The 25,744-nt window shown below is 24.9% G+C and carries 34 protein-coding genes and 1 riboswitch; of the genes, 15 read left to right on the top strand and 19 right to left on the bottom strand.

Annotated elements, in window-relative coordinates:
* Positions 1-138 precede the first annotated feature (138 nt).
* The gene (mutM, locus tag MSROBK_RS10325) at positions 139-972 is read right to left on the bottom strand and encodes a DNA-formamidopyrimidine glycosylase (protein ID WP_040094509.1); all 834 of its coding nucleotides are present in this window, start codon (positions 970-972) and stop codon (positions 139-141) included.
* Between the two features lie 178 nt (positions 973-1,150).
* On the opposite strand from mutM, the gene MSROBK_RS10320 reads away from it, so the two are divergent.
* The 6 genes from MSROBK_RS10320 to MSROBK_RS14430 all read left to right on the top strand — a co-directional run bounded on the left by MSROBK_RS10320 (position 1,151) and on the right by MSROBK_RS14430 (position 4,238).
* On the top strand, positions 1,151-1,834 hold the full coding sequence (locus tag MSROBK_RS10320) for a DUF2278 family protein (protein ID WP_308506897.1): 684 nt from the start codon (positions 1,151-1,153) through the stop codon (positions 1,832-1,834).
* Positions 1,835-2,054: 220 nt separating this feature from the next.
* Positions 2,055-2,435, top strand: coding sequence for a hypothetical protein (locus MSROBK_RS10315; protein WP_040094504.1), 381 nt, complete (start codon positions 2,055-2,057; stop codon positions 2,433-2,435).
* 90 nt (positions 2,436-2,525) lie between these two features.
* Positions 2,526-2,831, top strand: a complete 306-nt coding sequence (locus MSROBK_RS10310) for a hypothetical protein (protein ID WP_040094502.1) — start codon at positions 2,526-2,528, stop codon at positions 2,829-2,831.
* 268 nt (positions 2,832-3,099) lie between these two features.
* Positions 3,100-3,336, top strand: coding sequence for a GNAT family N-acetyltransferase (locus MSROBK_RS10305; RefSeq protein WP_052443559.1), 237 nt, complete (start codon positions 3,100-3,102; stop codon positions 3,334-3,336).
* Between the two features lie 66 nt (positions 3,337-3,402).
* Positions 3,403-3,855, top strand: a complete 453-nt coding sequence (locus MSROBK_RS14435) for an IS5 family transposase (RefSeq protein WP_040092446.1) — start codon at positions 3,403-3,405, stop codon at positions 3,853-3,855.
* The gene (locus MSROBK_RS14430) at positions 3,840-4,238 is read left to right on the top strand and encodes a transposase family protein (RefSeq protein WP_416375430.1); all 399 of its coding nucleotides are present in this window, start codon (positions 3,840-3,842) and stop codon (positions 4,236-4,238) included. Before MSROBK_RS14435 ends, MSROBK_RS14430 begins: the two co-directional genes overlap by 16 nt.
* Positions 4,239-4,567: 329 nt before the next feature.
* On the opposite strand, the gene polA is transcribed toward MSROBK_RS14430, so the two are convergent.
* From polA to MSROBK_RS10240, 14 genes are all read right to left on the bottom strand, one after another.
* Entirely contained in the window at positions 4,568-7,174 is a 2,607-nt protein-coding gene (gene polA / locus MSROBK_RS10295) for a DNA polymerase I (protein WP_040094498.1), read from the bottom strand.
* A gap of 174 nt (positions 7,175-7,348) precedes the next feature.
* Entirely contained in the window at positions 7,349-7,618 is a 270-nt protein-coding gene (locus MSROBK_RS10290; protein WP_040094496.1) for a hypothetical protein, read from the bottom strand.
* 245 nt (positions 7,619-7,863) lie between these two features.
* Entirely contained in the window at positions 7,864-8,253 is a 390-nt protein-coding gene (locus tag MSROBK_RS14425; RefSeq protein WP_416375043.1) for a transposase family protein, read from the bottom strand.
* Positions 8,238-8,690, bottom strand: a complete 453-nt coding sequence (locus tag MSROBK_RS14420) for an IS5 family transposase (protein WP_040094493.1) — start codon at positions 8,688-8,690, stop codon at positions 8,238-8,240. The genes MSROBK_RS14425 and MSROBK_RS14420 overlap by 16 nt, the downstream gene beginning before the upstream one ends.
* A gap of 176 nt (positions 8,691-8,866) precedes the next feature.
* Positions 8,867-9,139: a hypothetical protein gene (locus tag MSROBK_RS10280; RefSeq protein ID WP_040093591.1), complete on the bottom strand. Its 273-nt coding sequence runs from the start codon at positions 9,137-9,139 to the stop codon at positions 8,867-8,869.
* A gap of 42 nt (positions 9,140-9,181) precedes the next feature.
* On the bottom strand, positions 9,182-9,505 hold the full coding sequence (locus tag MSROBK_RS10275) for a hypothetical protein (protein WP_040094491.1): 324 nt from the start codon (positions 9,503-9,505) through the stop codon (positions 9,182-9,184).
* A gap of 18 nt (positions 9,506-9,523) precedes the next feature.
* On the bottom strand, positions 9,524-10,858 hold the full coding sequence (locus tag MSROBK_RS10270; protein ID WP_040094488.1) for a hypothetical protein: 1,335 nt from the start codon (positions 10,856-10,858) through the stop codon (positions 9,524-9,526).
* Positions 10,859-11,116: 258 nt separating this feature from the next.
* Complete coding sequence (locus MSROBK_RS10265) at positions 11,117-11,830, bottom strand: hypothetical protein (protein ID WP_040094486.1); 714 nt, start codon at positions 11,828-11,830, stop codon at positions 11,117-11,119.
* The gene (locus MSROBK_RS10260) at positions 11,797-12,066 is read right to left on the bottom strand and encodes a hypothetical protein (RefSeq protein WP_040094484.1); all 270 of its coding nucleotides are present in this window, start codon (positions 12,064-12,066) and stop codon (positions 11,797-11,799) included. Before MSROBK_RS10260 ends, MSROBK_RS10265 begins: the two co-directional genes overlap by 34 nt.
* 78 nt (positions 12,067-12,144) lie before the next feature.
* Entirely contained in the window at positions 12,145-13,200 is a 1,056-nt protein-coding gene (locus MSROBK_RS10255; protein ID WP_040094481.1) for a hypothetical protein, read from the bottom strand.
* Complete coding sequence (locus MSROBK_RS10250) at positions 13,190-14,245, bottom strand: hypothetical protein (RefSeq protein WP_040094479.1); 1,056 nt, start codon at positions 14,243-14,245, stop codon at positions 13,190-13,192. The genes MSROBK_RS10255 and MSROBK_RS10250 overlap by 11 nt, the downstream gene beginning before the upstream one ends.
* 301 nt (positions 14,246-14,546) lie before the next feature.
* The gene (locus MSROBK_RS14415) at positions 14,547-14,945 is read right to left on the bottom strand and encodes a transposase family protein (protein WP_416375038.1); all 399 of its coding nucleotides are present in this window, start codon (positions 14,943-14,945) and stop codon (positions 14,547-14,549) included.
* Positions 14,930-15,382: an IS5 family transposase gene (locus tag MSROBK_RS14410; RefSeq protein ID WP_040092446.1), complete on the bottom strand. Its 453-nt coding sequence runs from the start codon at positions 15,380-15,382 to the stop codon at positions 14,930-14,932. The genes MSROBK_RS14415 and MSROBK_RS14410 overlap by 16 nt, the downstream gene beginning before the upstream one ends.
* A gap of 19 nt (positions 15,383-15,401) precedes the next feature.
* Complete coding sequence (locus MSROBK_RS10240; RefSeq protein ID WP_105629034.1) at positions 15,402-15,968, bottom strand: ParA family protein; 567 nt, start codon at positions 15,966-15,968, stop codon at positions 15,402-15,404.
* A gap of 93 nt (positions 15,969-16,061) precedes the next feature.
* Between MSROBK_RS10240 and MSROBK_RS14405 the strand changes: the two genes are divergently transcribed.
* Both MSROBK_RS14405 and MSROBK_RS14400 read left to right on the top strand, forming a co-directional pair.
* Positions 16,062-16,514 (top strand): IS5 family transposase, encoded by a 453-nt coding sequence (locus MSROBK_RS14405; protein WP_040094474.1) that lies wholly within the window; start codon positions 16,062-16,064, stop codon positions 16,512-16,514.
* A complete protein-coding gene (locus MSROBK_RS14400; RefSeq protein WP_242441474.1) occupies positions 16,499-16,897 on the top strand; it encodes a transposase family protein in 399 nt (132 codons plus the stop codon). The genes MSROBK_RS14405 and MSROBK_RS14400 overlap by 16 nt, the downstream gene beginning before the upstream one ends.
* A 219-nt stretch (positions 16,898-17,116) precedes the next feature.
* Positions 17,117-17,302, bottom strand: a riboswitch (cobalamin riboswitch).
* 141 nt (positions 17,303-17,443) lie between these two features.
* Here the strand turns inward: MSROBK_RS14400 and MSROBK_RS11935 are convergent.
* Positions 17,444-17,692: a hypothetical protein gene (locus MSROBK_RS11935; RefSeq protein WP_052443558.1), complete on the bottom strand. Its 249-nt coding sequence runs from the start codon at positions 17,690-17,692 to the stop codon at positions 17,444-17,446.
* On the opposite strand from MSROBK_RS11935, the gene MSROBK_RS12260 reads away from it, so the two are divergent.
* Positions 17,592-17,954, top strand: coding sequence for a transposase family protein (locus MSROBK_RS12260; protein ID WP_308506896.1), 363 nt, complete (start codon positions 17,592-17,594; stop codon positions 17,952-17,954). The genes MSROBK_RS11935 and MSROBK_RS12260 overlap by 101 nt on opposite strands.
* A gap of 90 nt (positions 17,955-18,044) precedes the next feature.
* Here the strand turns inward: MSROBK_RS12260 and MSROBK_RS10225 are convergent, their stop codons facing one another.
* Positions 18,045-18,344, bottom strand: a complete 300-nt coding sequence (locus MSROBK_RS10225; protein WP_040094473.1) for a hypothetical protein — start codon at positions 18,342-18,344, stop codon at positions 18,045-18,047.
* Between the two features lie 460 nt (positions 18,345-18,804).
* On the opposite strand from MSROBK_RS10225, the gene MSROBK_RS10220 reads away from it, so the two are divergent.
* Positions 18,805-20,361 carry a lipoprotein gene (locus MSROBK_RS10220; RefSeq protein WP_040094472.1) on the top strand — a complete coding sequence of 519 codons (1,557 nt, stop codon included), beginning with the start codon at positions 18,805-18,807 and terminating at the stop codon, positions 20,359-20,361.
* A 296-nt stretch (positions 20,362-20,657) separates the two neighbouring features.
* Positions 20,658-20,852 carry a hypothetical protein gene (locus MSROBK_RS10215; RefSeq protein WP_040094471.1) on the top strand — a complete coding sequence of 65 codons (195 nt, stop codon included), beginning with the start codon at positions 20,658-20,660 and terminating at the stop codon, positions 20,850-20,852.
* A gap of 249 nt (positions 20,853-21,101) precedes the next feature.
* Here MSROBK_RS10215 and MSROBK_RS14395 read toward each other — a convergent pair whose 3' ends face one another.
* Positions 21,102-21,260, bottom strand: a complete 159-nt coding sequence (locus MSROBK_RS14395) for a transposase family protein (RefSeq protein WP_416375429.1) — start codon at positions 21,258-21,260, stop codon at positions 21,102-21,104.
* Between the two features lie 94 nt (positions 21,261-21,354).
* The gene (locus MSROBK_RS14390) at positions 21,355-21,807 is read right to left on the bottom strand and encodes an IS5 family transposase (protein ID WP_040092446.1); all 453 of its coding nucleotides are present in this window, start codon (positions 21,805-21,807) and stop codon (positions 21,355-21,357) included.
* A 140-nt stretch (positions 21,808-21,947) separates the two neighbouring features.
* On the opposite strand from MSROBK_RS14390, the gene MSROBK_RS10205 reads away from it, so the two are divergent.
* From MSROBK_RS10205 to MSROBK_RS10190, 4 genes are all read left to right on the top strand, one after another.
* Positions 21,948-22,694 (top strand): spiroplasma phage ORF1-like family protein, encoded by a 747-nt coding sequence (locus tag MSROBK_RS10205; RefSeq protein WP_052443557.1) that lies wholly within the window; start codon positions 21,948-21,950, stop codon positions 22,692-22,694.
* Positions 22,695-22,869: 175 nt separating this feature from the next.
* Positions 22,870-23,172, top strand: a complete 303-nt coding sequence (locus tag MSROBK_RS10200; protein ID WP_040094468.1) for a hypothetical protein — start codon at positions 22,870-22,872, stop codon at positions 23,170-23,172.
* 53 nt (positions 23,173-23,225) lie between these two features.
* The gene (locus tag MSROBK_RS10195; protein WP_133165087.1) at positions 23,226-24,044 is read left to right on the top strand and encodes a hypothetical protein; all 819 of its coding nucleotides are present in this window, start codon (positions 23,226-23,228) and stop codon (positions 24,042-24,044) included.
* Between the two features lie 294 nt (positions 24,045-24,338).
* Positions 24,339-25,739 (top strand): BMP family ABC transporter substrate-binding protein, encoded by a 1,401-nt coding sequence (locus MSROBK_RS10190; protein WP_040094464.1) that lies wholly within the window; start codon positions 24,339-24,341, stop codon positions 25,737-25,739.
* Positions 25,740-25,744: the final 5 nt, after the last annotated feature.

Genomic DNA, 25,744 nt, shown 5'->3' with positions numbered 1-25,744 from the left:
ATGGCAATATATAGTAAACAAACAGAACTTATCATTACCTGATGGATGGGCCTCCTAAGAGGTAATACCCAAAGATAGGTATCCGTTAGTAAATAGTTTTTTCTAAAGGGCACTCCTTATCAAAGGAGTGCCCTTTTTTTATTTTAATTTTTGACAATAATTGCAATAGTAGGTTCCGCGTCCATTAACAAAAATTTTATCAACTTCGTTTTGACAATTAACACATTTCATTTTATTTCGCCCATGAACTTTTAACTGCTGAACAAATTTTCCATCCATTCCTGGTTCAGGATGATAAGTTGCAATTGTTGTTCCACCTTCATTAATTGCTTGTTGAAGAACAACTTTTGTATTATCAATAATATTTTGATAATCTTGATCAGTTAAGTTTTTTGTCTTTTCACCAGGATGAATTTTGGATGCAAATAAAACTTCGTTTGCATAAATATTTCCAATTCCAACAATGACATTTTGTTCTAATAATGTTGTCTTAATTGGTTGTGATTTATTTTTCCAAGCATTTTTTAAATATGAAACAGTAATTCTTTCATCAAATGGTTCATATCCCAATTTATTTAATGGGGCTTGTTCTAAATAAGTTCTTTTATCATATAGATGCATTGTCCCAAATTTTCTGGTATCGTGGTAACGCAATTGAAATTGATGATCAAGTTCAAATAAAACCATAATATGTTGTCATTTTCCCGGTTCATCTTTTTTTGTAAAAAAATATTTTCCTTCCATTCGTAAGTGACTAATTAAAACATAATCATCTAAAATAAAAAGTAAATGTTTTCCCATTCGATCAATTTGATTAATCTTTTGGCCAACAACTTCTTTAATAAAAATTTTTGAATCAGTTGGAGCTTTTATTATTTTATTTCAAAAAATTTGACAATCAGTAATTGTTTTTCCTACGACATATTTTGTTAAAATTCGACGGACCGTTTCTACTTCTGGTAATTCTGGCATATTCTTCCTTCTTTCTTATTAATAATTTAATTTTATTTTTATATACTATAAAAATCAAGATATTAGTTTAAGAACATTTTGAAACCTGCAAATAATTTACAAGTCTTTAAATTAATATGCAAATAATTTGATACAAATGGTTGCTAATGGTATTTTAAATGTTTTTCGCATAATATAAATATATGGTCCACAGAAAACATTTAAAATATTAAGAATTATAAGAAGGAATTATAAATATGAAAAAAATGATTATGTTTTTTTAAAAGGAATCCTAACTAACTGTCATCCCACAGTACAAGGTAACCCCCATTTTGATTTAGAAATTACTGATAAAAATAACTGAACATATACTGTAAACATTAATGTTCGTTCACGAATTAAACCACATGATGTTTTATATTTTATTAAACAAAATTATCAAAATGATATTGTTGATCGCTGTTTTAGTTTAGATGATACCGTTCATTCCAATTTAACAACAGGAGACGATGGATACTGCTTAGATTATTTAAAAGGTAAGTTATTTGACCATAATTTTGTTAATGTCTTACCATACGTTGGAGAAAAAGAGACAAGTGCATTAGAAACGTTATTTAGTCAGATGATCTCACCAACTTTAAATAATTCAAAATATAGAATTGGGATTTGAGGAATGAGTTATGGTGACCCAATTGATGGTGTTCACAATGTTCATATGAATCAAGGAAATGAACACAAATTTGCAAAAGAAAATGGAACATGACAAGACGGAGCATTTGCCATATACAATACTGAAACAGAAACTGTTGAAAATATTATCTTTATTATGTTCCAATCACAATGTACAACAACAGATGATGCTGGAAATTGTTTAAATAATTAATAAAAGACATTATAAAATAATCCAATGTTTTTTAACTATAAATATATCAAAAAACAAAAACTAATTTATTTAAAATGTATATTATACTATACATTAATTTAAGAACATTAAGATATAATAAAATTAAGAATTAGGAGGGATAGTTCTGCCAGAATGAGGAATCATTGTCTTAGTTATTAGTGTTATTATCATCTTTGCAATTGCTATTTATGTTCCAATTATGTATCGAATTAGAAGTGCAAAATTTAAAAAAGAACGAACATTTGATCGTCGAATAACTGTTGATAAGCTTAACGATAACCATCGCCACTTACTATTAGAAAAATCACTTAATCGTCCTTTTTACAATAAATATTTTACTAATTTAATAAACGAATACGAAGTTAAACCATTAAAAACAAAGATTGTTTTTAATTTAGATCTTTTTGAAAGCGATTATGCAAACATTATTGAAATGTTAGTTAAAGCAAGTGATAAGAAATATCAACCACTAATTAGTTATTTAATTGATAATGACTTAAACTTGTTAATAACAAATATTTTTTCAGAAGTTGCCAATCACTTTATTATTCCTAATTTGGAAGCTTTAAATGAACAATAAGAAATTATAAATTATGTTTCGGATGAATATTGTGCCCAATGAATTTTAGATTACCGCCAACAAACAATTAATTTTATTTGTAATACTTATTTGCCGCTTGTTTATCAAAATATTCTTGAATTAATTAAAACTACCGATGCTACAAAATATACTGATGAAATTGAAACAATTATTTCAACAAAATATCAAACAATAATTTTTAATAGTTTAGAAAAGAAATTTGTTAGTTTAGCAAACGAAATGATTACAAAGTTTGAAAAAATTGATAATAGCATTGATAATGAACAAGCAAAAGCAGATTTATTAGCTGTTTCTCAAAAATTTAGAGTTAATCTTGAAAAAATATATAATCAAAATTTTAATATTAATAAAATTGAAAAAATGCTGGAAAAATAAAAAGTACATTAAAAATACTAATTAATAATTAGTATTTTTAATTTTTATGCAAAAACAATATCTTAAAACCATTTTTTAAATACAATATTCAGAAAGGAGTCGCTTATTATGCAACAATATTATTTAATTTTAGAACAAAACAAAATCATTGAAACTGAACGTTTAATTCTGCGTCCAATTACCCCCCGCAGATGCCAGTAGCATCTTTGAATATAGCAAAGATATTGAGAACATAAAGTTTCTAGAATGAGCTCCCCACCAGAATATTATGGAAACAAGAAAAATAATTGCACAACTCTTTTTGATCCAACCACTAGGAAAATGAGCTTTAGAGTTAAAAGACACCCACCAAATGATTGGAATTATTGATTTACGGTTAGATTCAATGATGCCAAATGCAAAAATGGGCTATATTGTTAATAAAAAATATTGAGGAAACAATTATATTGTTGAAGCAGGGAAAGCAGTTATTAACCTAGCTTTTGAAAAAATGAAGTTAAAATAGACTTCTTGCGATACCCTTTTTTATTAAAATATTATTATAAAATATAATTTATGAGGACATAAAAATATGAACAATAATAAATTTAATACTCTTAATGATAGAGAATGGTTAAGATTAACAGGAATAAAAAAATCCACTTTTAATAAAATGTTAGATATTTTAAAAGTTGCTGAAATAGAAAAATTTAAAAAAGGCGGTAAAACTAATAAATTATCATTAGAAAATAGATTATTGATGACTTTATTATATTGACGAGAATATCAGACTTATTTTCATCTTGGTAAAAGTTTTGATATTAGTGAGGCTAATTGTTATCGTAATATTAAGTGAATTGAAGATATTTTAATTAAAAACTCTGATTTTCAACAACTTGCTGGTAAAAAAGCACTAATAAATGATTATTTTAATGATAAAACTATTATTATTGATGCTACCGAAACTCCAATCCAACGCCCAAAAAAAGACAAAAACAATCTTATTCTGGTAAAAAGAAAAAACACACGATCAAAACACAAGTAATTATCGAACAAGAAACCCAAAAAATTATTGCAACAAGTTTTTCGCTCGGAAAAAAACATGATTATGCTTTATTTAAAGAATCAAAAATCCCAATTTTAAAAAATACCAAATTAATAGTTGATAGTGGTTATCAAGGAATACAAAAAAATCACAATAATGTTCTAATACCTACAAAGAAAACAAAGAAAAACCCTTTAAACAAAGAACAAAAGCAATATAATAGACTAGTTTCAAAAATGAGAATTATTATTGAAAATATTTTTGCTATTCTTAAAAAATTTAAAATTATTACAGAAAAATATCGTAATCGAAGAAAAAGATTTGGTTTAAGATTTAATTTAATTGCCTCAATTTATAATTTACAATTATTATATTTAACATAAAATATTTATTTAAAATTAAATAATTTAAATAATAAATTAATTTTTCGTTGTGGAAAAATATTAAATTTTTAAATAAAAAACATAATTAATTAAAATTATATTTTTCTATTAGTATCTTTTTTACAAATATTTGCAATTTTTTAACAAGTAATGCAAGAAGTCTAATGAATTTTTGCTGAATGTGATATTGAAAACACCAATTCAGAACAAGCAATAATTAAAATGGGAATTGAATACTTAGGAATCTTACCGTGTCAAATTACAACAAATTATGGTCAAAATCGAAATCATAAAAATTACGGCATAAAAAATGCTGATATAATTTAATTTTATTTTAAATCATATCAACTTAAACCCGCTTTCATATCAACTAATAGTTTAACATCTAACGCTGTTGAATCTTCCATTAAAGTTTTAACAATTGATTTAACTTGCGCTAATTCATTTTGTGGAATTTCAAAAATTAGTTCATCATGAATTTGAGCAATTATTTTTGCTTTTAAATTTAATTTTAGAAATTCTTGATCAATATTTTTTAAAGCAATTTTAATGATATCGGCCGCACTACCTTGAATTGGCATATTCATAGCAATTCGTTTCCCAAATTCTCGCTGAATATAGTTACGATCATTGATTTCAGGAACATATCGTTTTCGATTAAAAATAGTTGTAACATAACCATTTTGTTTGCAAAATTCAACTTGACTATCAATAAAAGCTTTAATTGTGGGAAATTGCTGATAATAATTATTAATAATTTCTTTTGCTTTATAAACAGGAATATTTAAATCAGTTGCCAATCCAAATTCACTAATTCCATAAATAATTCCAAAGTTAACAGCTTTAGCACTACGGCGAATATTAGGCGTGATTTCTACTTTTGATAAATTAAAAATTTTCATTGCCGTATTAGTATGAATATCTTCATTATTATTAAATGCCCTAATTAAATCGGAATCTTTTGACATATGAGCTAGAATTCTTAATTCAATTTGTGAATAGTCACTTGATAATAAAATATTATCTGTTGTTGAAACAACAAAAATTTTTCGAACTTCTTTTTGAACTTCATCACGAATACTAATATTTTGCATATTTGGTTCAACCGATGAAAGCCGTCCGGTATTTGTTAACGTTTGTTTATAAATAGTATGGACTTTGCCATCATTAAAAATATACTTTTCCATTCCCTTTAGATACGTTGAATATAATTTTTGATACTTACGATAATCTAAAATCTTAGGAATAATTTGATGAGTATCCTTTATTTCCTCTAAAACTTCTTGGGCTGTTGAACCTTTTTTTCGATCAGGTAAAGAAAAATCACAATATAATAATTCTGATACTTGTTTTGGTGAATTGGGATTAATCTCTTTTTGAGCAATGGCATTAATTTCATTATTTAATTCTTGCACAATTTTTTCAATTCGTAATGTTTGAGTTGTTAACTCATGTTGGTCAACCTTTACACCATTAATTTCCATTCGTGCTAGTGCAAAAGCCGTTGGTAGCTCAATATTGTAATATAAATCATATTGTTGATTAGCCTTTAATAATTCAATAATCTTTGGCTGCAACTTATTAATATAAAATGCTTTTTGTCCAATAAACTGACTTAATTTAACAATATCAATTGGAATTTGTTTTTTAACCCCTTTCCCATAAAATAAATCATCGGTTAAAATTTGTTTTTTTTCAAATAAATTAATATACGTATCAAGAGTATTTTTTGCGTTAGAATTATAAACATATCCCGCCAACATCATATCATAACTAATATTTTGCACAGTAATATTATCACGCGCTAAAGCTACAATTAAACTTTTGGCATGATAAGTTATCTTTTGATAATTTTGGTTGTATAAAAACTGATGTCATAATTTATCATATTTAGCATGAATATAATCAAAATAAAAAATTCCTTTGGAATTAACGATCCCAAAACCAATAATTTCTGAAATGTGATAATTTTCATCAAATAGTTCTAAATAAACAGTAGTGTTGTCTTCATTATATTCTTCTTTTCATTCCTCAATAATTTCAACTTTTAACTCTGAATTTTGTAAATCATCTTTGTTATTAAATAATTTTGTAATAAAAGAATTCATATTATATTTTAAATAAAATTGCATTAAAACATCATAGTTCGGTTGAAATGGCGTAAACGCAAATTGCTTTAAATTAATATCACAAAAAATTGTGGCAACTTTTTTACACAATAATGCATCCCCTTTACTATTTAATAATTTTTGCTGTAATGCCCCTTTGATTTGATCAAGATTATCATATAAGTTTTCAATTGAATGATATTCTTGAATCAATTTTATTGCTGTTTTTTCACCAACACCACGAACTCCTTTCAAGTTATCAGAAGGATCGCCCATTAATCCTTTTAAATCAGGAACTTGTAATGGTTCAACCCCTCATTTTTCTTCTAAAGCCGTCTTATCAATAACATCGGCTGTATCACCTTGACGCGGGACCAAAATATTTGTTTTATCACTTATTAATTGATACAAATCTTTATCACTTGAAAAAATATCAACATAAAAGTTCTCTTTTTCTGCTTGTTGCGCCAAACATCCTAATAGATCATCCGCCTCATACCCCTCTTGTTCTAAATATGGGATTTGATAACTATCTAAAAATTCTTTTACAATTGGAAATTGTACGATTATTTCTTCTGGTGTCTTACTGCGTCCATCCTTATAATCAGTTAACAAATCATGACGAAAATTTTTTTTTCCTTTATCAAAAGCAACAACAACGCTATAATAATTATTTGATTTTAAAATTTTATTTAACATATTAGCAAAAGCATAAACAGCATTAGTTGGAGTTCCATCTAAACTTTTTAACATTTCACCATTATAAGCTGTAGCATAAAATGCTCTAAAAAGTAACGCATTCCCGTCAATTAACAATACTTTATTCATTTTATAATCTCCTCATTTATGTTAAATTATAGCCTAAATTAACTTTAAAATATACTTTAAAATTAATTTATCATGTGGAAACCACAGACATTTAAGAATTTAGTTCATACCGTTAATAAAATTATAACATTAAAATAAAAAACTGCCATTAATTTTTGGCAGTTATAAATTAAATTAGAATGATAATACCATATTTGGGCCAGCAATAGTACAATGGCCACTTTCAAGTACATCCATTCCAATTATTGCGTCAAATCCTTGGCTGGAAATATGTTCATTTCCGTGAACCATTGTAATCTTAGTTACAAATGAACTTGAGAATACTCGAGATTTTAATCCCTCAGGTGTTGATACTATTCCTTTTTGAAGGTCAGTTGGTAAATGTAAAGCAACCATATATGTATAAAATTCATCTTCTGAATTAGAACCAGTAGAAACTTTCATTTTTCCTCTTGACTCAAGTTTTAATTTTTCAACAATTTTAGTTGATATAACAGAATTTGTTGCACCAGTACCAGTATCTATTAGACTTCTTGCATTACTTGTTAAAAAATTGCAAATATTTGTAAAAAAGATACTAATAGAAAAATATAATTTTAATTAATTATGTTTTTTATTTAAAAATTTAATATTTTTCCACAACGAAAAATTAATTTATTATTTAAATTATTTAATTTTAAATAAATATTTTATGTTAAATATAATAATTGTAAATTATAAATTGAGGCAATTAAATTAAATCTTAAACCAAATCTTTTTCTTCGATTACGATATTTTTCTGTAATAATTTTAAATTTTTTAAGAATAGCAAAAATATTTTCAATAATAATTCTCATTTTTGAAACTAGTCTATTATATTGCTTTTGTTCTTTGTTTAAAGGGTTTTTCTTTGTAGGTATTAGAACATTATTGTGATTTTTTTGTATTCCTTGATAACCACTATCAACTATTAATTTGGTATTTTTTAAAATTGGGATTTTTGATTCTTTAAATAAAGCATAATCATGTTTTTTTCCGAGCGAAAAACTTGTTGCAATAATTTTTTTGGTTTCTTGTTCGATAATTACTTGTGTTTTGATCGTGTGTTTTTTCTTTTTACCAGAATAAGATTGTTTTTGTCTTTTTTTGGGCGTTGGATTGGAGTTTCGGTAGCATCAATAATAATAATTTTATCATTAAAATAATCATTTATTAGTGCTTTTTTACCAGCAAGTTGTTGAAAATCAGAGTTTTTAATTAAAATATCTTCAATTCACTTAATATTACGATAACAATTAGCCTCACTAATATCAAAACTTTTACCAAGATGAAAATAAGTCTGATATTCTCGTCAATATAATAAAGTCATCAATAATCTATTTTCTAATGATAATTTATTAGTTTTACCACCTTTTTTAAATTTTTCTATTTCAGCAACTTTTAAAATATCTAACATTTTATTAAAAGTGGATTTTTTTATTCCTGTTAATCTTAACCATTCTCTATCATTAAGAGTATTAAATTTATTATTGTTCATATTTTTATGTCCTCATAAATTATATTTTATAATAATATTTTAATAAAAAAGGGTATCGCAAGAAGTCTATTAAAGCTTTACAAGAAAAACCATCCTTTAAATTAATTTCTTTGTTGGAAACGGAAGTAACAACTAAATCAACTTCGAATCTTCTATTTTTAAGTGACGTTCAAATTTTAGGCATAAAAACTTAATCCCACAGATCCAAAATTATTCATTTTTGGATCTAAATCACTAATTTTTTGAACGATGAATTTTTTATCACTTAAATTTTCTAATGAATAAATATTAGCTTCATCATAATTAGAAAATTTTGCTACAAATTTTTTATCCGAAATTATAACAATATCCTCATTTTTTAAATTATATTTTTTAATTAATTCATTTTTATTATCATTAAATCATTTAAAATTTTCGTCAATATAATTCTTATTTTCACTTTTACTCATTTCACATCAACTCCTATTACATATTAATTATAACTTATTTTTTTAATTTTTAAATAATTTAAACCTAAAATAGCTAAAACAACATTCAGCTGCATTTATCATATCCAATTTATTTACACCAGTTTTTTCATCGCGAATATTAGTTTTCTCATTATTAATACAGTTAAATAATTCTTGATATAAATAACCATTCTTTTTTACTAATACTTCTTTGTCATTAAATGTTTTAAAAACATCTAAATTCTCACTAAAATAAATTTTTCCTTCGGCTAATAATCTTTTTCATTTATAATGTCGGTCTTGTACACTTCATCCTTTTGTTCCAGTAACTAAAATAGTAGAAAATCTTGTAATATCTAAATCCATATTTTTTCAATCATTATTTTAAAGTAGTGTTTTTCTAACAAAATGGCCAACTGTACGAGCATCATGCCCAATACGATAACTAAAGTCTTCCTTTAAGTTATGATAAATTTGTGATCAACTATTAATTTTATTAACCATACTATCAACTTTTTCAGTCATATCCTTAAATTCTGTACTTGATATTGATTGTTCTTCAAGAATATAAATTCCTTCAATAAATTCTTCCTTATCAAATTCAAATCCTATTAAAATTTGAGTGGCATCATCTTGCACTTTTATACTATCAGCATAATCTGCACCAATTTTAATTTTAGTAAATCAATATTTGTTCATGTCTTTTCAATAAAATTCTTTTGGATTAAAAAATTTGGCACCAGTAATTAAGTCTTTTTTGTAACTATAACGTTCAGGATTAAATTGACGCTCTCCCCCACGAAATAGTGAATCATATACTTCTGGTTTATTTTCATTTAATCAATTTCCTAAATCAAATACTCTTTGATTAAGATTTTTGTTATTTACTTTTGTAGTACCTCTGACAACTGTCACACCAATATCATTCATAAAAGTTTGATCATTAAAATATGATATATCATTATCATCTAGTTCTTTTTGGACTTCCTCTGTTAATGGAAAAATAGATTGGACGAATGTTTCATAAATAATATGATCAGCATTATGATTGTTAAAGCCAAAAATAATAATCTGTTCTTTTCGTAATTCCATTGTTACATCATCATCTGAATAACATAATTGTGGAACTACTTCTCTTGTAGTTGCAATATTTTTCCCACGTGAAATTTGAATTATCATATTGAATAATCGATACATGTATTCGTTTTCATCTAAAATTGTTGCATCTAGCGGAATTACCTCGTCTAAACCAAAAAAGGCATATTCCCCTATTGATGCATCTTGTCCTTCTCAAGTACTTCCGTTGTCAAAACCAACAACTTTAATTATTCTGCCATTCGGTCAAATATATTCAAATCTAGTGTCACTAACTTTTTTCTTTATTATTTTTTCTGAAATAGCTTCTTTGATTGTGACTTCATATTCTTCTAAATCATTAATAACTCTTGTCATTTTCTTATCGTAGTTATCTTTGGCTGATATGTAAGTATATCTTGCCAGTAGACAATTTCAATCTAAAAAATTGCATGTATAAAATAACGCTAATAAACAAATAAGATAAGATTTTCCAAACCCTTTTGCCCCAGTTAAAATTTTAAATATTGCTGATTTCGATATTGGCTCACAAAATTTAGCAATAAAAATTTTAGCTAATGCGTCAATGTTAAAATTACAGTTTTGTTCATCTCAATTTAAGTTAATTATTTCTTTTGTTTCCATGCCAATATAGATGCACTATTTTTCTTAAAAAGTCAATAAAATTACGCGCGAGCGCACTATGTTTTCAAAAAAAAATTTTTCTTGCGGCGAATTCTAAAAGTATGGAGTACTCTACAATTATTCAAATCTGTAAATCTTCATTCCATTCTGATTTACAGATATACATAATTCTCCACTATTTTTAAATTGGAGTCAAGGAAAATCTTTTTTTAGAAAACATGTGCGCGAACGCTCGTGGATTTTGGCAAATAAAAACCCTTATAATATAAGGGATATTAATGATCTAGATTGATCAGTGCTATCAAATAAACCAATTGCAAATTTAACTGTCTCATTATATTCATCAGTTAATTTAAACTCTCATAATTCATAACCCGAGATTGAACTAACTAATAATTCAGTGATATAAGATGGAGATTGTAACTTGAATTCGCCTTTGTTAGTAAGACTATCATTGTAAGAATCAAATTCAATTTTGCCACTACCATAGCTAGAGTATAATTGTTTGACTTCTTCATCTAAATTAGTAATTCGATGAACTAAGTATTTTGAATAGCTACCATTAGCTAACTGTTGATCTAAAGGCATTGTGGAAGGAATCGAACTAGTTTCTAACGAATTATTAATTTCCGGAAATGAAAAGTTATTATAGTCTAATTGATAAATATAGTTTTTTGAAATTATATCTTGGTTAAATTCAAAGCTATTTTCAGTAAAAATACCATAATTTGATTTTAATTTAACAACTATATCTTTATATTCATAATAGTCAGTTGCATCTGGACTTTCTAATGGATTAGTAACCTCAAAATAATATGGTAATAAAATTTTGTAATCGTCATTATCTCCTTTATTAATACAATAATTTGATTTTAAATTACTTGATAACATAGCTAATGCATTTTTAATTCGATTAACCATACTTTTATTTTCTAAAACTACTGTAGGATTTCTTTTTTTCATGCTATTCATAAATTTGTTACTACTGCATATCTATCTTGACCTTCAAATAAAGTTCTAATTTTATAAATTTTTTCACTATCTATTACTTCTACTCATTGATTATCATTTTTTATAAGTTTAACTGTATGTTCAAATTCTCTATCTTTTCAGTAACTGTATGTTAACATTGTTTTAAGTAACTCAAAAGCATCTGAAGAAGGAGTTGCACCATCGGGAATAATTTCAAGATTAATAATTGAATTCAATTTTGTTGTTTCTTGATATGGTACTAATCCATATGATGCAATTGATTGATATAAACTTTTAGCAGTACTATCAGAATTTTAAAAATCTGAATTAGGAAAAATTGTAACTTGATCTAAGTTTAATTCAAAAACTTTATTTCGACTAGTAAAAGGATTTTTTTGATAATAAGCTGTTCCAGTTCCACTATCAAAAGCCGGAACTTGATCATTTCCATCATAAACGGCATTAAATTTAATTCTTTTTGCTTTAGCAATTTGAATTGACGAGGGTGGTTGTGAACCACCAAGTTGTAAAAAATCTTGTAATGAAAACTCTTGATTGTATTTAATACCTTTTGAATCCAAAAAAGTGAAAATATCTTTTAAAGGGATAATTTGATTACCATTTCAAAAATCTGTCATCGAAATATTTGGTTCCAATTGCCATGGAAAAACTAATTTCGGAAAAAGGACTGTTCCATCTTTTGCAATCAAATTAGGAACTTTCCCCTGTTTATTTTTTAATTTTAAATTGCCAACATAACAACCATTGGGATACATAAAACTTAATTCAGTAATTTTATTAGTAAATGGCTTTGATAAAATTATTTTAATTAGCGATATTTTATAAGAACTCGTTAAATCCTTAATTTCACGAAAAATAAATGATGTTGAATCATTATTATTTTCAATATTAGGAATTTCCATTTCTTGATTTACAAATTTTTCAATGTTTTCAAAATTTTCAGTTGTAATCACTTCTTTTGTCAATAAATATAAGTAATCCGTATCAAATTGTTGTTCATCATTTTGAGTGGAAAAAACTAAACTAACTGTATTTTTTAAAATTGACTCAGAAGGATTAGTTGGATCTGCCAATTCATTTAAACTAAAGACATTATTTTGGGTTAAATATCCACGAATTTTTTGACCAAGTTCAATTTGTGTTGCACATATGGTTATTTTATTTGTTGAAGCTTTAATTCCATTTTTAATATTATTACCTGTTAATGAATAAAGCGGATAAATTCAATAATCTTTGACTTCATCTTCTGTATAAAATTGCGAATTATCTGCTTTTTCACGACGATTTAATTTTGCTTTAATACTTTCAACAAAATCATCGTTTAAATCATCAAATTGTTTATTTTCCATTATTAGTATCCTCCTGATTATTATTAATTGTTGGGGTATTTGTGATCATATTCATTGTTTGTAAAATATTTTTTTGGGTTGTTAAATCAATGTCTAAATCAACTGTTCAATCGCTAAAATCATAACCTTGTAATAAACTCCCTTCTTTTAAATTACATTCCTTTAGCATCATCAAAAATTTTTTTCCAAAATCTTGTAAAAAATTAACATATAACATTTTTTCGCGTTCAATAGCTGACGATACTAAAAATTGATTGGCTTGAATTTCAGCAGTTGTTTGTTGCGCAGATTTAATTTCATCAATATTTGGTATTCCTAAATCTGTTTTAATTTCATTTCAAATATCATTCCGTGTGTTACGCATTGTTTGCATTAAAGAGTTTGGTTGCCATATAACAACTGATTGGTTAAAAGGTAAAAAAACTTGGCCATCACCAACAATCGGTTTAATTCGAACCATTCCTTTTAATAACAAATAATTAATAAAATCATTATTATTTTTTTCTTCATTAGGATTATCTACTTGATCACTAGTAGTCATAATCCCTCCCTTTTCTCAATGAGGTAAAATAGCACTAATTTCTTCGTATTTTTCCATCATTTCTAACTTTGACTTAATTTTATGACAACGTGGTTTTTCATGTAAATCAACTGGCATTATTGCAACGGGCAAAAAACTTTGTGATAATGATTCAATTCGATCAAAACGATAATTTGCATAAGTTGCTGGCGATAATTCTTTTTTTGGTTTTTTAATTTCGCGGGTCTTTTGAATGTCCCAGACACTACGTGTAACACTAACTTTATTATTATTAACTGAATAAACTTCAGTTAAAGTATATAATGATAAACCATGAATAATATTATCTTGATAATTAACTGAAACCTCAAATATTTCACCATTTCGAGTATTTTTATAATTAACAAAGGCTGGTAAAATAATTGGTTCAGTAATAGCAATACGATTTTTATCAACACTTTCAGTTTGCAATTTATTAATAACTAAACTATAAATTCCATATCGTCCTGAGCGATATTTAGCCATTCATGATTTAAGCTCAAATTTACCCTTTTGTAAATATTTTAAAAATAAATCACGAACTGGTTTATTCTCTTGATTTTGGCCATTTTTAATTTTTCATTTAATTTCTTTGGTATCAAATAAATCAGCAAAATATTCATTAGACTTCTTGCATTACTTGTTAAAAAATTGCAAATATTTGTAAAAAAGATACTAATAGAAAAATATAATTTTAATTAATTATGTTTTTTATTTAAAAATTTAATATTTTTCCACAACGAAAAATTAATTTATTATTTAAATTATTTAATTTTAAATAAATATTTTATGTTAAATATAATAATTGTAAATTATAAATTGAGGCAATTAAATTAAATCTTAAACCAAATCTTTTTCTTCGATTACGATATTTTTCTGTAATAATTTTAAATTTTTTAAGAATAACAAAAATATTTTCAATAATAATTCTCATTTTTGAAACTAGTCTATTATATTGCTTTTGTTCTTTGTTTAAAGGGTTTTTCTTTGTTTTCTTTGTAGGTATTAGAACATTATTGTGATTTTTTTGTATTCCTTGATAACCACTATCAACTATTAATTTGGTATTTTTTAAAATTGGGATTTTTGATTCTTTAAATAAAGCATAATCATGTTTTTTTCCGAGCGAAAAACTTGTTGCAATAATTTTTTTGGTTTCTTGTTCGATAATTACTTGTGTTTTGATCGTGTGTTTTTTCTTTTTACCAGAATAAGATTGTTTTTGTCTTTTTTTGGGCGTTGGATTGGAGTTTCGGTAGCATCAATAATAATAGTTTTATCATTAAAATAATCATTTATTAGTGCTTTTTTACCAGCAAGTTGTTGAAAATCAGAGTTTTTAATTAAAATATCTTCAATTCACTTAATATTACGATAACAATTAGCCTCACTAATATCAAAACTTTTACCAAGATGAAAATAAGTCTGATATTCTCGTCAATATAATAAAGTCATCAATAATCTATTTTCTAATGATAATTTATTAGTTTTACCACCTTTTTTAAATTTTTCTATTTCAGCAACTTTTAAAATATCTAACATTTTATTAAAAGTGGATTTTTTTATTCCTGTTAATCTTAACCATTCTCTATCATTAAGAGTATTAAATTTATTATTGTTCATATTTTTATGTCCTCATAAATTATATTTTATAATAATATTTTAATAAAAAAGGGTATCGCAAGAAGTCTAATGTATTTTTTAAATCTAATACACCTTTATAACAACCACCATCATCTGTTAAAGGTGCAATTATTAAATCAGACAACATTAAAAAACTTAAAGATAATTCATTTATTGTTGGTGGGTAGTCAATCAACACATAATCATAACTATCAAAAGTTTTATCATTTTGCATATACAAAGTATCAGCTATTAAATGTTGGTCTTTTTCATTTGAATAATTTAAATTTAAAATAGCAGATACTTTGTTTAGTTGTTCTCCACCAACAATAATATCAATGTTTTTATATTTTGTTTCTTGTATAATTTGTGCTATTTTGATTAATTCTGGTTCTGTTAAAACAGACTTTATTGTTTTATTTTTATTATAAATATTATTAACTAAATTTAGTGTTAGGGTTGCTTGTGGGTCAAGGTCAATTAACAAGACCTTTGCCTCATCAAGTGCCAACTTGTAGGCAATATTTTTGCAAAGGGTTGTTTTTCCTGCCCCACACTTTTTGACTGCAAAATTAATCATCTTCATTATTACTATTCTCCAAATCTATATTAGACTTCTTGCGATACCCTTTTTTATTAAAATATTATTATAAAATATAATTTATGAGGACATAAAAATATGAACAATAATAAATTTAATACTCTTAATGATAGAGAATGGTTAAGATTAACAGGAATAAAAAAATCCACTTTTAATAAAATGTTAGATATTTTAAAAGTTGCTGAAATAGAAAAATTTAAAAAAGGTGGTAAAACTAATAAATTATCATTAGAAAATAGATTATTGATGACTTTATTATATTGACGAGAATATCAGACTTATTTTCATCTTGGTAAAAGTTTTGATATTAGTGGGGCTAATTGTTATCGTAATATTAAGTGAATTGAAGATATTTTAATTAAAAACTCTGATTTTCAACAACTTGCTGGTAAAAAAGCACTAATAAATGATTATTTTAATGATAAAACTATTATTATTGATGCTACCGAAACTCCAATCCAACGCCCAAAAAAAGACAAAAACAATCTTATTCTGGTAAAAAGAAAAAACACACGATCAAAACACAAGTAATTATCGAACAAGAAACCAAAAAAATTATTGCAACAAGTTTTTCGCTCGGAAAAAAACATGATTATGCTTTATTTAAAGAATCAAAAATCCCAATTTTAAAAAATACCAAATTAATAGTTGATAGTGGTTATCAAGGAATACAAAAAAATCACAATAATGTTCTAATACCTACAAAGAAAACAAAGAAAAACCCTTTAAACAAAGAACAAAAGCAATATAATAGACTAGTTTCAAAAATGAGAATTATTATTGAAAATATTTTTGCTATTCTTAAAAAATTTAAAATTATTACAGAAAAATATCGTAATCGAAGAAAAAGATTTGGTTTAAGATTTAATTTAATTGCCTCAATTTATAATTTACAATTATTATATTTAACATAAAATATTTATTTAAAATTAAATAATTTAAATAATAAATTAATTTTTCGTTGTGGAAAAATATTAAATTTTTAAATAAAAAACATAATTAATTAAAATTATATTTTTCTATTAGTATCTTTTTTACAAATATTTGCAATTTTTTAACAAGTAATGCAAGAAGTCTATTAAATTATTTGTTTGCAAAATAATTACATGACTCACACCCAGGAGTTATATAATAAGACTAATTAAATTTAGAAAGGTCTACTGGCTTAACTTCATCCTACTAACCGCCTTCCCAAAAAATATTTTCAGTGGCTTGTGGTGTTCGTCCATATCACAGTTGCTGGGACAACTCAAGATTTACACTTAATTCCCTAACTCTAAATAACTATATATTAAATTGTCTAAAAATATCATATCATATCATATTTTATTTATCTTGATAATAATTAATAACAAAAATTAAACTAAAAAAAGCAAAACTTCACCCAAAACTAATTAAACTTGGCAATCAAATATTATGTAACTCTGAAAAATATGTTAAATTTGGATATAAATTAGAATCTAAAATTCATTCTGGAACTGATCAAAAAAAGCACTACCCATAATTGATGACGAATAACTTGGTGTTAACAAATAACCAATAATATTTAAGATTTTATCACTACGAACAACTCCAATTGGGAAAAATAAGCCTGCTAAAAAAGCAAAAATTAAAAAAACAGAAATTGAGATTACTAAAATAACTTTTAAATCCTTCGAACAAAGCGCAATTAAAATTCCAATTAAAATCCCAATTTTAAAAAATACCAAATTAATAGTTGATAGTGGTTATCAAGGAATACAAAAAAATCACAATAATGTTCTAATACCTACAAAGAAAACAAAGAAAAACCCTTTAAACAAAGAACAAAAGCAATATAATAGACTAGTTTCAAAAATGAGAATTATTATTGAAAATATTTTTGCTATTCTTAAAAAATTTAAAATTATTACAGAAAAATATCGTAATCGAAGAAAAAGATTTGGTTTAAGATTTAATTTAATTGTCTCAATTTATAATTATTATATTTAACATAAAATATTTATTTAAAATTAAATAATTTAAATAATAAATTAATTTTTCGTTGTGGAAAAATATTAAATTTTTAAATAAAAAACATAATTAATTAAAATTATATTTTTCTATTAGTATCTTTTTTACAAATATTTGCAATTTTTTAACAAGTAATGCAAGAAGTCTATTATATCTTTCTGATAAAATTTCATTCATCAAAGTTGTTAATTGCCATTTCTTACTTTTTGCTTCTTTTCTAAATTCCTTAACCACTTGTGAATTGCATTTCATACGCGGCATAAAAGTAGAATTATCTAATTTTTTAAATTCTTTAACATCACTGAAACTTGATGTTTTATTTATTAAATTTTTAGTTATATTTGTTTTTTCTTTATCTATATTTGGCATAATTATTTTATTTCCTTTCTAAAATAATTATTTATACTTTAAATAGTAAATATAATTATTTTATACAAAATAATTATGATAATATTAATTATAAAATTTTATTACCATTTCCCGATGAAAATAACACTCAATGCACCACAGACGACGATTGCAAAACAAACAATTAAAAACCCTTATAAAATAAGGGTTTAAAATAGGGGGCTAGGCTAAATTATTTGATTTAAATTGCTCTAAATATTTTACAAGAATACTAATTTATATGATAAGATTATTTTATATCAAATATAACAACTTAGAAAAATATACTAATTATTTAATAAAAAATAATATTAAACATTCTGATACATTTATTAAGACTGAAAATGATTTAAGTAGTATTTGAGAGAACCCGTATTATTGGCGTCAGAAACAAGCATACGAAGAACTCATCAAGGAAATAAAATAAAGGGGGAATTAAAAAATGAAAAAAATTTTAAGCATATTAGGGACAGTTAGTTTAACTGTAACTGGAACAAGTAATATCATTGCTTGCCGTTCGGATGATAGAAATAATGATAAACAAGAAAAAGAAAACAATGATGATATAAAAACTTGAAATAAATTACAAGTTGAAGCAAAAAATATGTTTTTGAATGAACTAAAAAAAGAAGACATGGTTTATAAAATAAATGATAGTACATTATATGGTGAAGTTTCTAATACAAATCAATCAAAAAATGTTAATTTGACAGGAACAGAAAGTAATATTATTACACAAGTAATTGAAAATAAATTAGATAAAATTAATAATAAAATAAAAACTGAATATAATAATTTTTATTATAATTCTGAACCTATTAAAATTATTCAAAAAACATTTACTATAAATTATATTGATCCAAAGGCTTACAGTATTATTAATAATATTAATGTTAATGCTCATAATGTTAAAGGAATTAAAATAATATATGACTTACAATTTGAATTAACTTATAAAAATATTACAAATAATTTTAATCACAAATTTAATTTTATTATTACAACAAATAAAAATTTTATTTTAGACAAAATTTCGCAATTAGTTGATTATATTAAAACTCAAATTAATGATTTTTATGATAATCAAAATAATTCTAAAATAAAATTAGATAATTTAACAGAATATAATAATTTAAAGGGAGACATTGATATTTTTGATAACACACAAAATACTAAACTAGTAAATAAATATAATAATGATAAATTTTTATCCATTTTAAAAGCTAAATTAGCAATAAAACCAGAAGAAAATAATTTAAAAATAGATAATAATTTTTTAATTTCAGAAAATAACAACAATGAAGATATTTTTAATATATGGCGTGATTTTAAAGCAAAAAATCAAAAAGTTAGCACAGAAAAAGATATATTAGAAGAAAATTCTCTTTCAAAATGACTATTTAATGATAACAATTTAAAAAATAATGGAGATGATTTTGTTAATTTTTATTATAATGAAAATACAATAGAAAATGAATTAAAAATTAATTCTTTTTCTATTAATTTAAATGCTATTTCTATTTTTGGTCTTCCATTAATAAATAAACCTTTAAATAATCAAATTAACTTTTATATATCAAAACAGTCATTTAAAGATATAATAAAAGAATTTGGAAATTTAATTTATAATTTCTTTAAATACTTTGATACTAAACTAAATAATGATAAAACAATAACATTAAAAGTTGAACTTAACATTTATGATAAATTAAAAAACAATGACAAAGAATCTCAAAATAATTGATTTAATTCTTTAATTAAACAGTTTAAAAAAAATAATAACAGTTTAAAAAACATAGATAAGTTTAATTTCATTTTTTTAACTAATGATTTAATTCCAATAAAAGAAGAAAATAACAAAAAACATTTTGATAATAATCTTTCAATGCCAAATTGACATATAAAATTTACATATGGATCATCATTATTCAATAAACTTTATTATATTCCTTTAGCTAGCACAAATAATAATTCAATTTTTTATATAGAAATAAAATAGCGAGTATATACTCGCTATTTTATGTTATTTGAGATTTCGTAGGTGTTTAACTCTTGTCAAGCATAGTTATTAATTTGGTTTTCAATTCAATTGGCGAGTGTTTGGGTAGGGGTAATTCAATGGACTTTACCACCATTTATAAGGGTTTTTATAGAGTATTAAGTTAAATTATTCGGTTTAAATTGGTCTAAACATTTCACAGGAATACTAATCAATTTTTATGTTAATATTATTTTGTATCAAATAATGACTTAGCAACATAAAAAAATAATACAATTTCAGAAAGGAATACAGAAATGAAAAAACTTTTAAGTTTATTAAGTATATTAACTATTAGCGGAACTGCTGTCCCAACAGTTATGGCTGCTAGTCCTTATCAAAGACAAGAAAGCAGAAACAAAAGACAAACCAAACAACCACAACCATGACCTTCACGAATTCATTTATTAGACTTCTTGCATTACTTGTTAAAAAATTGCAAATATTTGTAAAAAAGATACTAATAGAAAAATATAATTTTAATTAATTATGTTTTTTATTTAAAAATTTAATATTTTTCCACAACGAAAAATTAATTTATTATTTAAATTATTTAATTTTAAATAAATATTTTATGTTAAATATAATAATTGTAAATTATAAATTGAGGCAATTAAATTAAATCTTAAACCAAATCTTTTTCTTCGATTACGATATTTTTCTGTAATAATTTTAAATTTTTTAAGAATAGCAAAAATATTTTAAATAATAATTCTCATTTTTGAAACTAGTCTATTATATTGCTTTTGTTCTTTGTTTAAAGGGTTTTTCTTTGTTTTCTTTGTAGGTATTAGAACATTATTGTGATTTTTTTGTATTCCTTGATAACCACTATCAACTATTAATTTGGTATTTTTTAAAATTGGGATTTTTGATTCTTTAAATAAAGCATAATCATATTTTTTCCGAGCGAAAAACTTGTTGCAATAATTTTTTTGGTTTCTTGTTCGATAATTACTTGTGTTTTGATCGTGTGTTTTTTCTTTTTACCAGAATAAGATTGTTTTTGTCTTTTTTTGGGCGTTGGATTGGAGTTTCGGTAGCATCAATAATAATAGTTTTATCATTAAAATAATCATTTATTAGTGCTTTTTTACCAGCAAGTTGTTGAAAATCAGAGTTTTTAATTAAAATATCTTCAATTCACTTAATATTACGATAACAATTAGCCTCACTAATATCAAAACTTTTACCAAGATGAAAATAAGTCTGATATTCTCGTCAATATAATAAAGTCATCAATAATCTATTTTCTAATGATAATTTATTAGTTTTACCACCTTTTTTAAATTTTTCTATTTCAGCAACTTTTAAAATATCTAACATTTTATTAAAAGTGGATTTTTTTATTCCTGTTAATCTTAACCATTCTCTATCATTAAGAGTATTAAATTTATTATTGTTCATATTTTTATGTCCTCATAAATTATATTTTATAATAATATTTTAATAAAAAAGGGTATCGCAAGAAGTCTAATTTAAAACAAAATAATTTTAAGTTTTATTTTAATGATAAATTAACTGATAATTTTAATGATTTAGATTTATTGTTTAAACTTTTAGATTATTTTTATTCTAATATTTTAAGAACTTTATTTGATGTTTTTAATTATAAAGAATATTTAATTTTTACTAGTTTAACTGGGAATTTAGGTTTTTCGTTTTTTGTAAAAAATGGTTTTTTATTATATCCTAAATCAATGATTTTTAATTTTTGAGTTTCTAATGGTACTGACCCACAATATCAAGTAAAATTGGCAAATGCTTTTAAAATAAATTCAAATGATAATTATTATTCTTATTTATCAAATTGAGATTATTTAACTGATGTATTGCCTGGTAATGGTAATGGTGGTTATGAAAGTAAGGTTAAAATGCTTGATATGACAACAGACACTAATAAATATCGTGGTTTTAATATAATTACTTTTCAAAGTAAAAATTTGCCTAGTAAATCTACTTTAAATCTTTTTGGGTTTAATTTTAGCATTTATAATGCTAGTGATTGAAATAATGAGATTAATGGTGGTGATATTTGAAATTTACCTTATAGTTCTTGTACTTGATATAATGTATTTTGTCATATAAAAAATGGTTTTATTTGAGCATTTAATAATTTGCCCGGCATTAAAGAGGTTGGAAAATATGCTAATGCATTAGTAAATACAATGCAAAATGTTAATTTGCTTTGAGATAATATTAGTAATTTTTTTGCTTTTGATATTGCTTTTAAATTATTGCTTGGGGCAATTATTACTCTTGCGATGTTAAATGGTATTTTGCGATTTTTATAAAAACAAAATGATACAAATATATATACATACATAGACCAAGAAAAAACAGGCAGCAAACAACACACGGTGCAAAAAATTTATTTTTACCCGTGTGTTGTTTGCGGGGGAGCGTTCGCGTAGCGACGCGGGGGCGTAGCCCCTTTCCTTGATGATTAAGAAATGAGGCAACATAAAAATGAAAAAAATGTTAACATTTATTATTACTGCTATTTTAACGGGGGCTTCTATAAGTACAGGAGCAAGTAGTATTAATCATATCAATCATGCAAAAAGTATTAATAATAAAATTGATAAAATTACAGAAGATTATTCATTAGAAGAAATGACTAAGAATTTTAGAATATTATCTAAGTGAACTGATTCAATTGGAATTGGAGTTGAAAGAGAAACAAATGAAGTATTTCTAGTTAAAGGGAATGATAATTTTGTTGCTTTAAACGTCAAAGTGACACCAGGGTGGTGGTTAAACAACAATTAGTATTTTCCTTTGACCAAACTAATTACATCATTAATTTGGGATCAAGTTTCGTTTTGGTTAATACATCAGGTGCGGTTAAAACCCTTAATGTGCCGTTTTCTGGTGTTTGAGATTTTATGGCAATTAATTCAAATTTAATGTTATATGTAGAAATTACTAATATTGGATTTAGTTCTGGTAATATGTACGAAATTGACGCACAAGGTAACTATAAATTTATTGGCTCTAATGTAGTAACTTTTTCAAAAGTTACAAATAATAGCTATATATATTCAGCAATTTTCTCAGATGGAAAAACATACAAAACTTATTTTGTTGATAAAGAAGCAGGGAAAGTTACTAGTTTTAATGGAATGGCAGATAACTTAGTAATGATTAATGATAATTGAGGAATTTCTCATGATAATTTTAAAAAAATCAGTATCTTTAAACCTTCAACTGGATTTACTAGTTTAGGGTTTTCATCTTCAACTTATGATAAATTCAATGATTCAAAAGGAAACATTGCAATCAATGGTAAAGGAAGTTTTATTGATGAAGATGGAAACTTGACAGCGACAGCAGATACTGGTGAAGAAAGATATTGGAATGGAAATGTAGCTTTTGGAATGTCAGGAGATACTTGCTGATTTTTAGCAGATAACGGTACTATTAGAATAATTCCTAATATGTTAACAAATAACTATGCTATGGTTAACGATAACATTATCATTATTGGTGCACAATCAATGGATATAAGTTATATTCTTAATGCCCGCGGTTATTTAACACCAGTTCCGCTAAAAGCGTTAGCAATGGATCGTTTTACACCAACTTCGGCTTTTTTAATTGATGAGCGTACTAGTAAAAATTATATTTTAACTTTAAAATAAATAAGAATAAAGTTTTAGTTTAAAATAATATCTTTAAAGAGGAAAGAATCTTTCAAAGATATTATTTTTATTTAATTACAATAAATTTATAAAAAAGTTAAATTCAGTTAATATGAATTTATTTTTTTATTTGGAAAGTAAAACTATTTCCTTTCTTTTCTCTTAAAAATATGTTAAAAATAAATTAGCAATGATATATTACATTGTTGGGGTCTTAAAAATCATAAATATAATATAAAAGGGAATATTCAATTGCCAAATAGAAATTAAAAATATAATAGGAGGAAACACACGATGAGAAAATTGCTCAGTTTTCTAACAGTATCAACGTTAATAACCACTTCAGGTACTTCTCTTGTCGCTTGTGCAAAAAAATACACTTTTGATAGTGATATTTGGGTTATTACTGATGCTGGAACAATTACTGATGCATCATTTAATGAATCAGCATGAGATGGAGCAAGTAAATACGTTGTTTTACAAAAAGATCCAAAAATTACCACTGCAGAGTGGAAAAAAAGTAATTGACGAGCTAGTTATTTTGAACCAGCAAGTCAAACCCCTTCTGATTTTAAAACAGCCTATGTAACGGCAAATATTGCCGGAGCTAAAACGATCATTTTACCAGGGTTTGTTCACGGTAATACAATTGGCTGATCAGCAGAAGTGGCACAAAATATTATTTATATTGATGGAAGTAGCCAAAATATTCACTTGGGAATGGATACAACAAGACCATTAGCAAAAAATATTATTGGAATAACTTATGAAGCTGAATCTTCTGGTTTCTTTGCTGGCATTGCAGCAGCTTTATGATTGAATGCTAATCAAGAGAGATATCCTGATGGTTTAAAAATTGCGACCTATGGTGGAATGGATAACCCTGATGCTGTTTCAAACTATATGTGAGGTTTTATTGTTGCAGCTGATATCCTCAATACAATTATTAATGATAGTAGTTTCCCAGAACTATATCAAATTAAAAATGATATTTTGAAACAAGTACAAAAAATGAATCCAAAGGTTACATCATTACAACCAATTGGAAAAGTTCAAAATGTTGTTAAAAGTAATGAATCATGATTTTCACAATCATTTGAGGTTGGGCAAGGCAAAGATATTTCTGATGAATTGATTTCTCGTAAAGCAAGTATTATTTTTCCAGTTGCTGGACCGCAAACACAAGATACAATTGATCGAATTAGATATAATAAATCAATGGCAAAAGTTATTGGGGTTGATACGGAGCAATCAAAAATTTATGGCGAAGAAATTGTTGTGACAAGTGCTTTAAAAGAAATTGCAACTTCAACTTCAGAAGCATTAAAAAATATTTATTCATCAACGTGTGGTTATCAAGAAGATAATAAAACATGAGATAATAGTAAAGCAACTCCTGACTGTTGAATTAATATTGATCAATCATCAATTCAACATCCGACTTGAACTGGAATTGAAAAAACAAAGGCAATTAATGATGATACTGTTGCATTCATTCATAACGAGACAGATCAACATGCAAAAGATACTGTTTTTGATAAAATTGTTGAAGTATTACAAGATGTGTATTCACGTGGGATTGAAGGACAACCACCGGTTGCTGTACAAGTATTTTCAAAAACATTAGCAAATACTTATCAAAGTAGTGATAAATTAAAAGATTATATTCTAAATGCAATTGAAGCAGCTTTATAAGAAAG

Origin of the sequence: Spiroplasma poulsonii (assembly GCF_009866525.1) — a bacterium.
Classification (GTDB): Bacteria; Bacillota_I; Bacilli_A; order Mycoplasmatales; family Mycoplasmataceae; genus Spiroplasma; species Spiroplasma poulsonii.
This window is presented reverse-complemented; position numbering and strand designations above follow the sequence as displayed.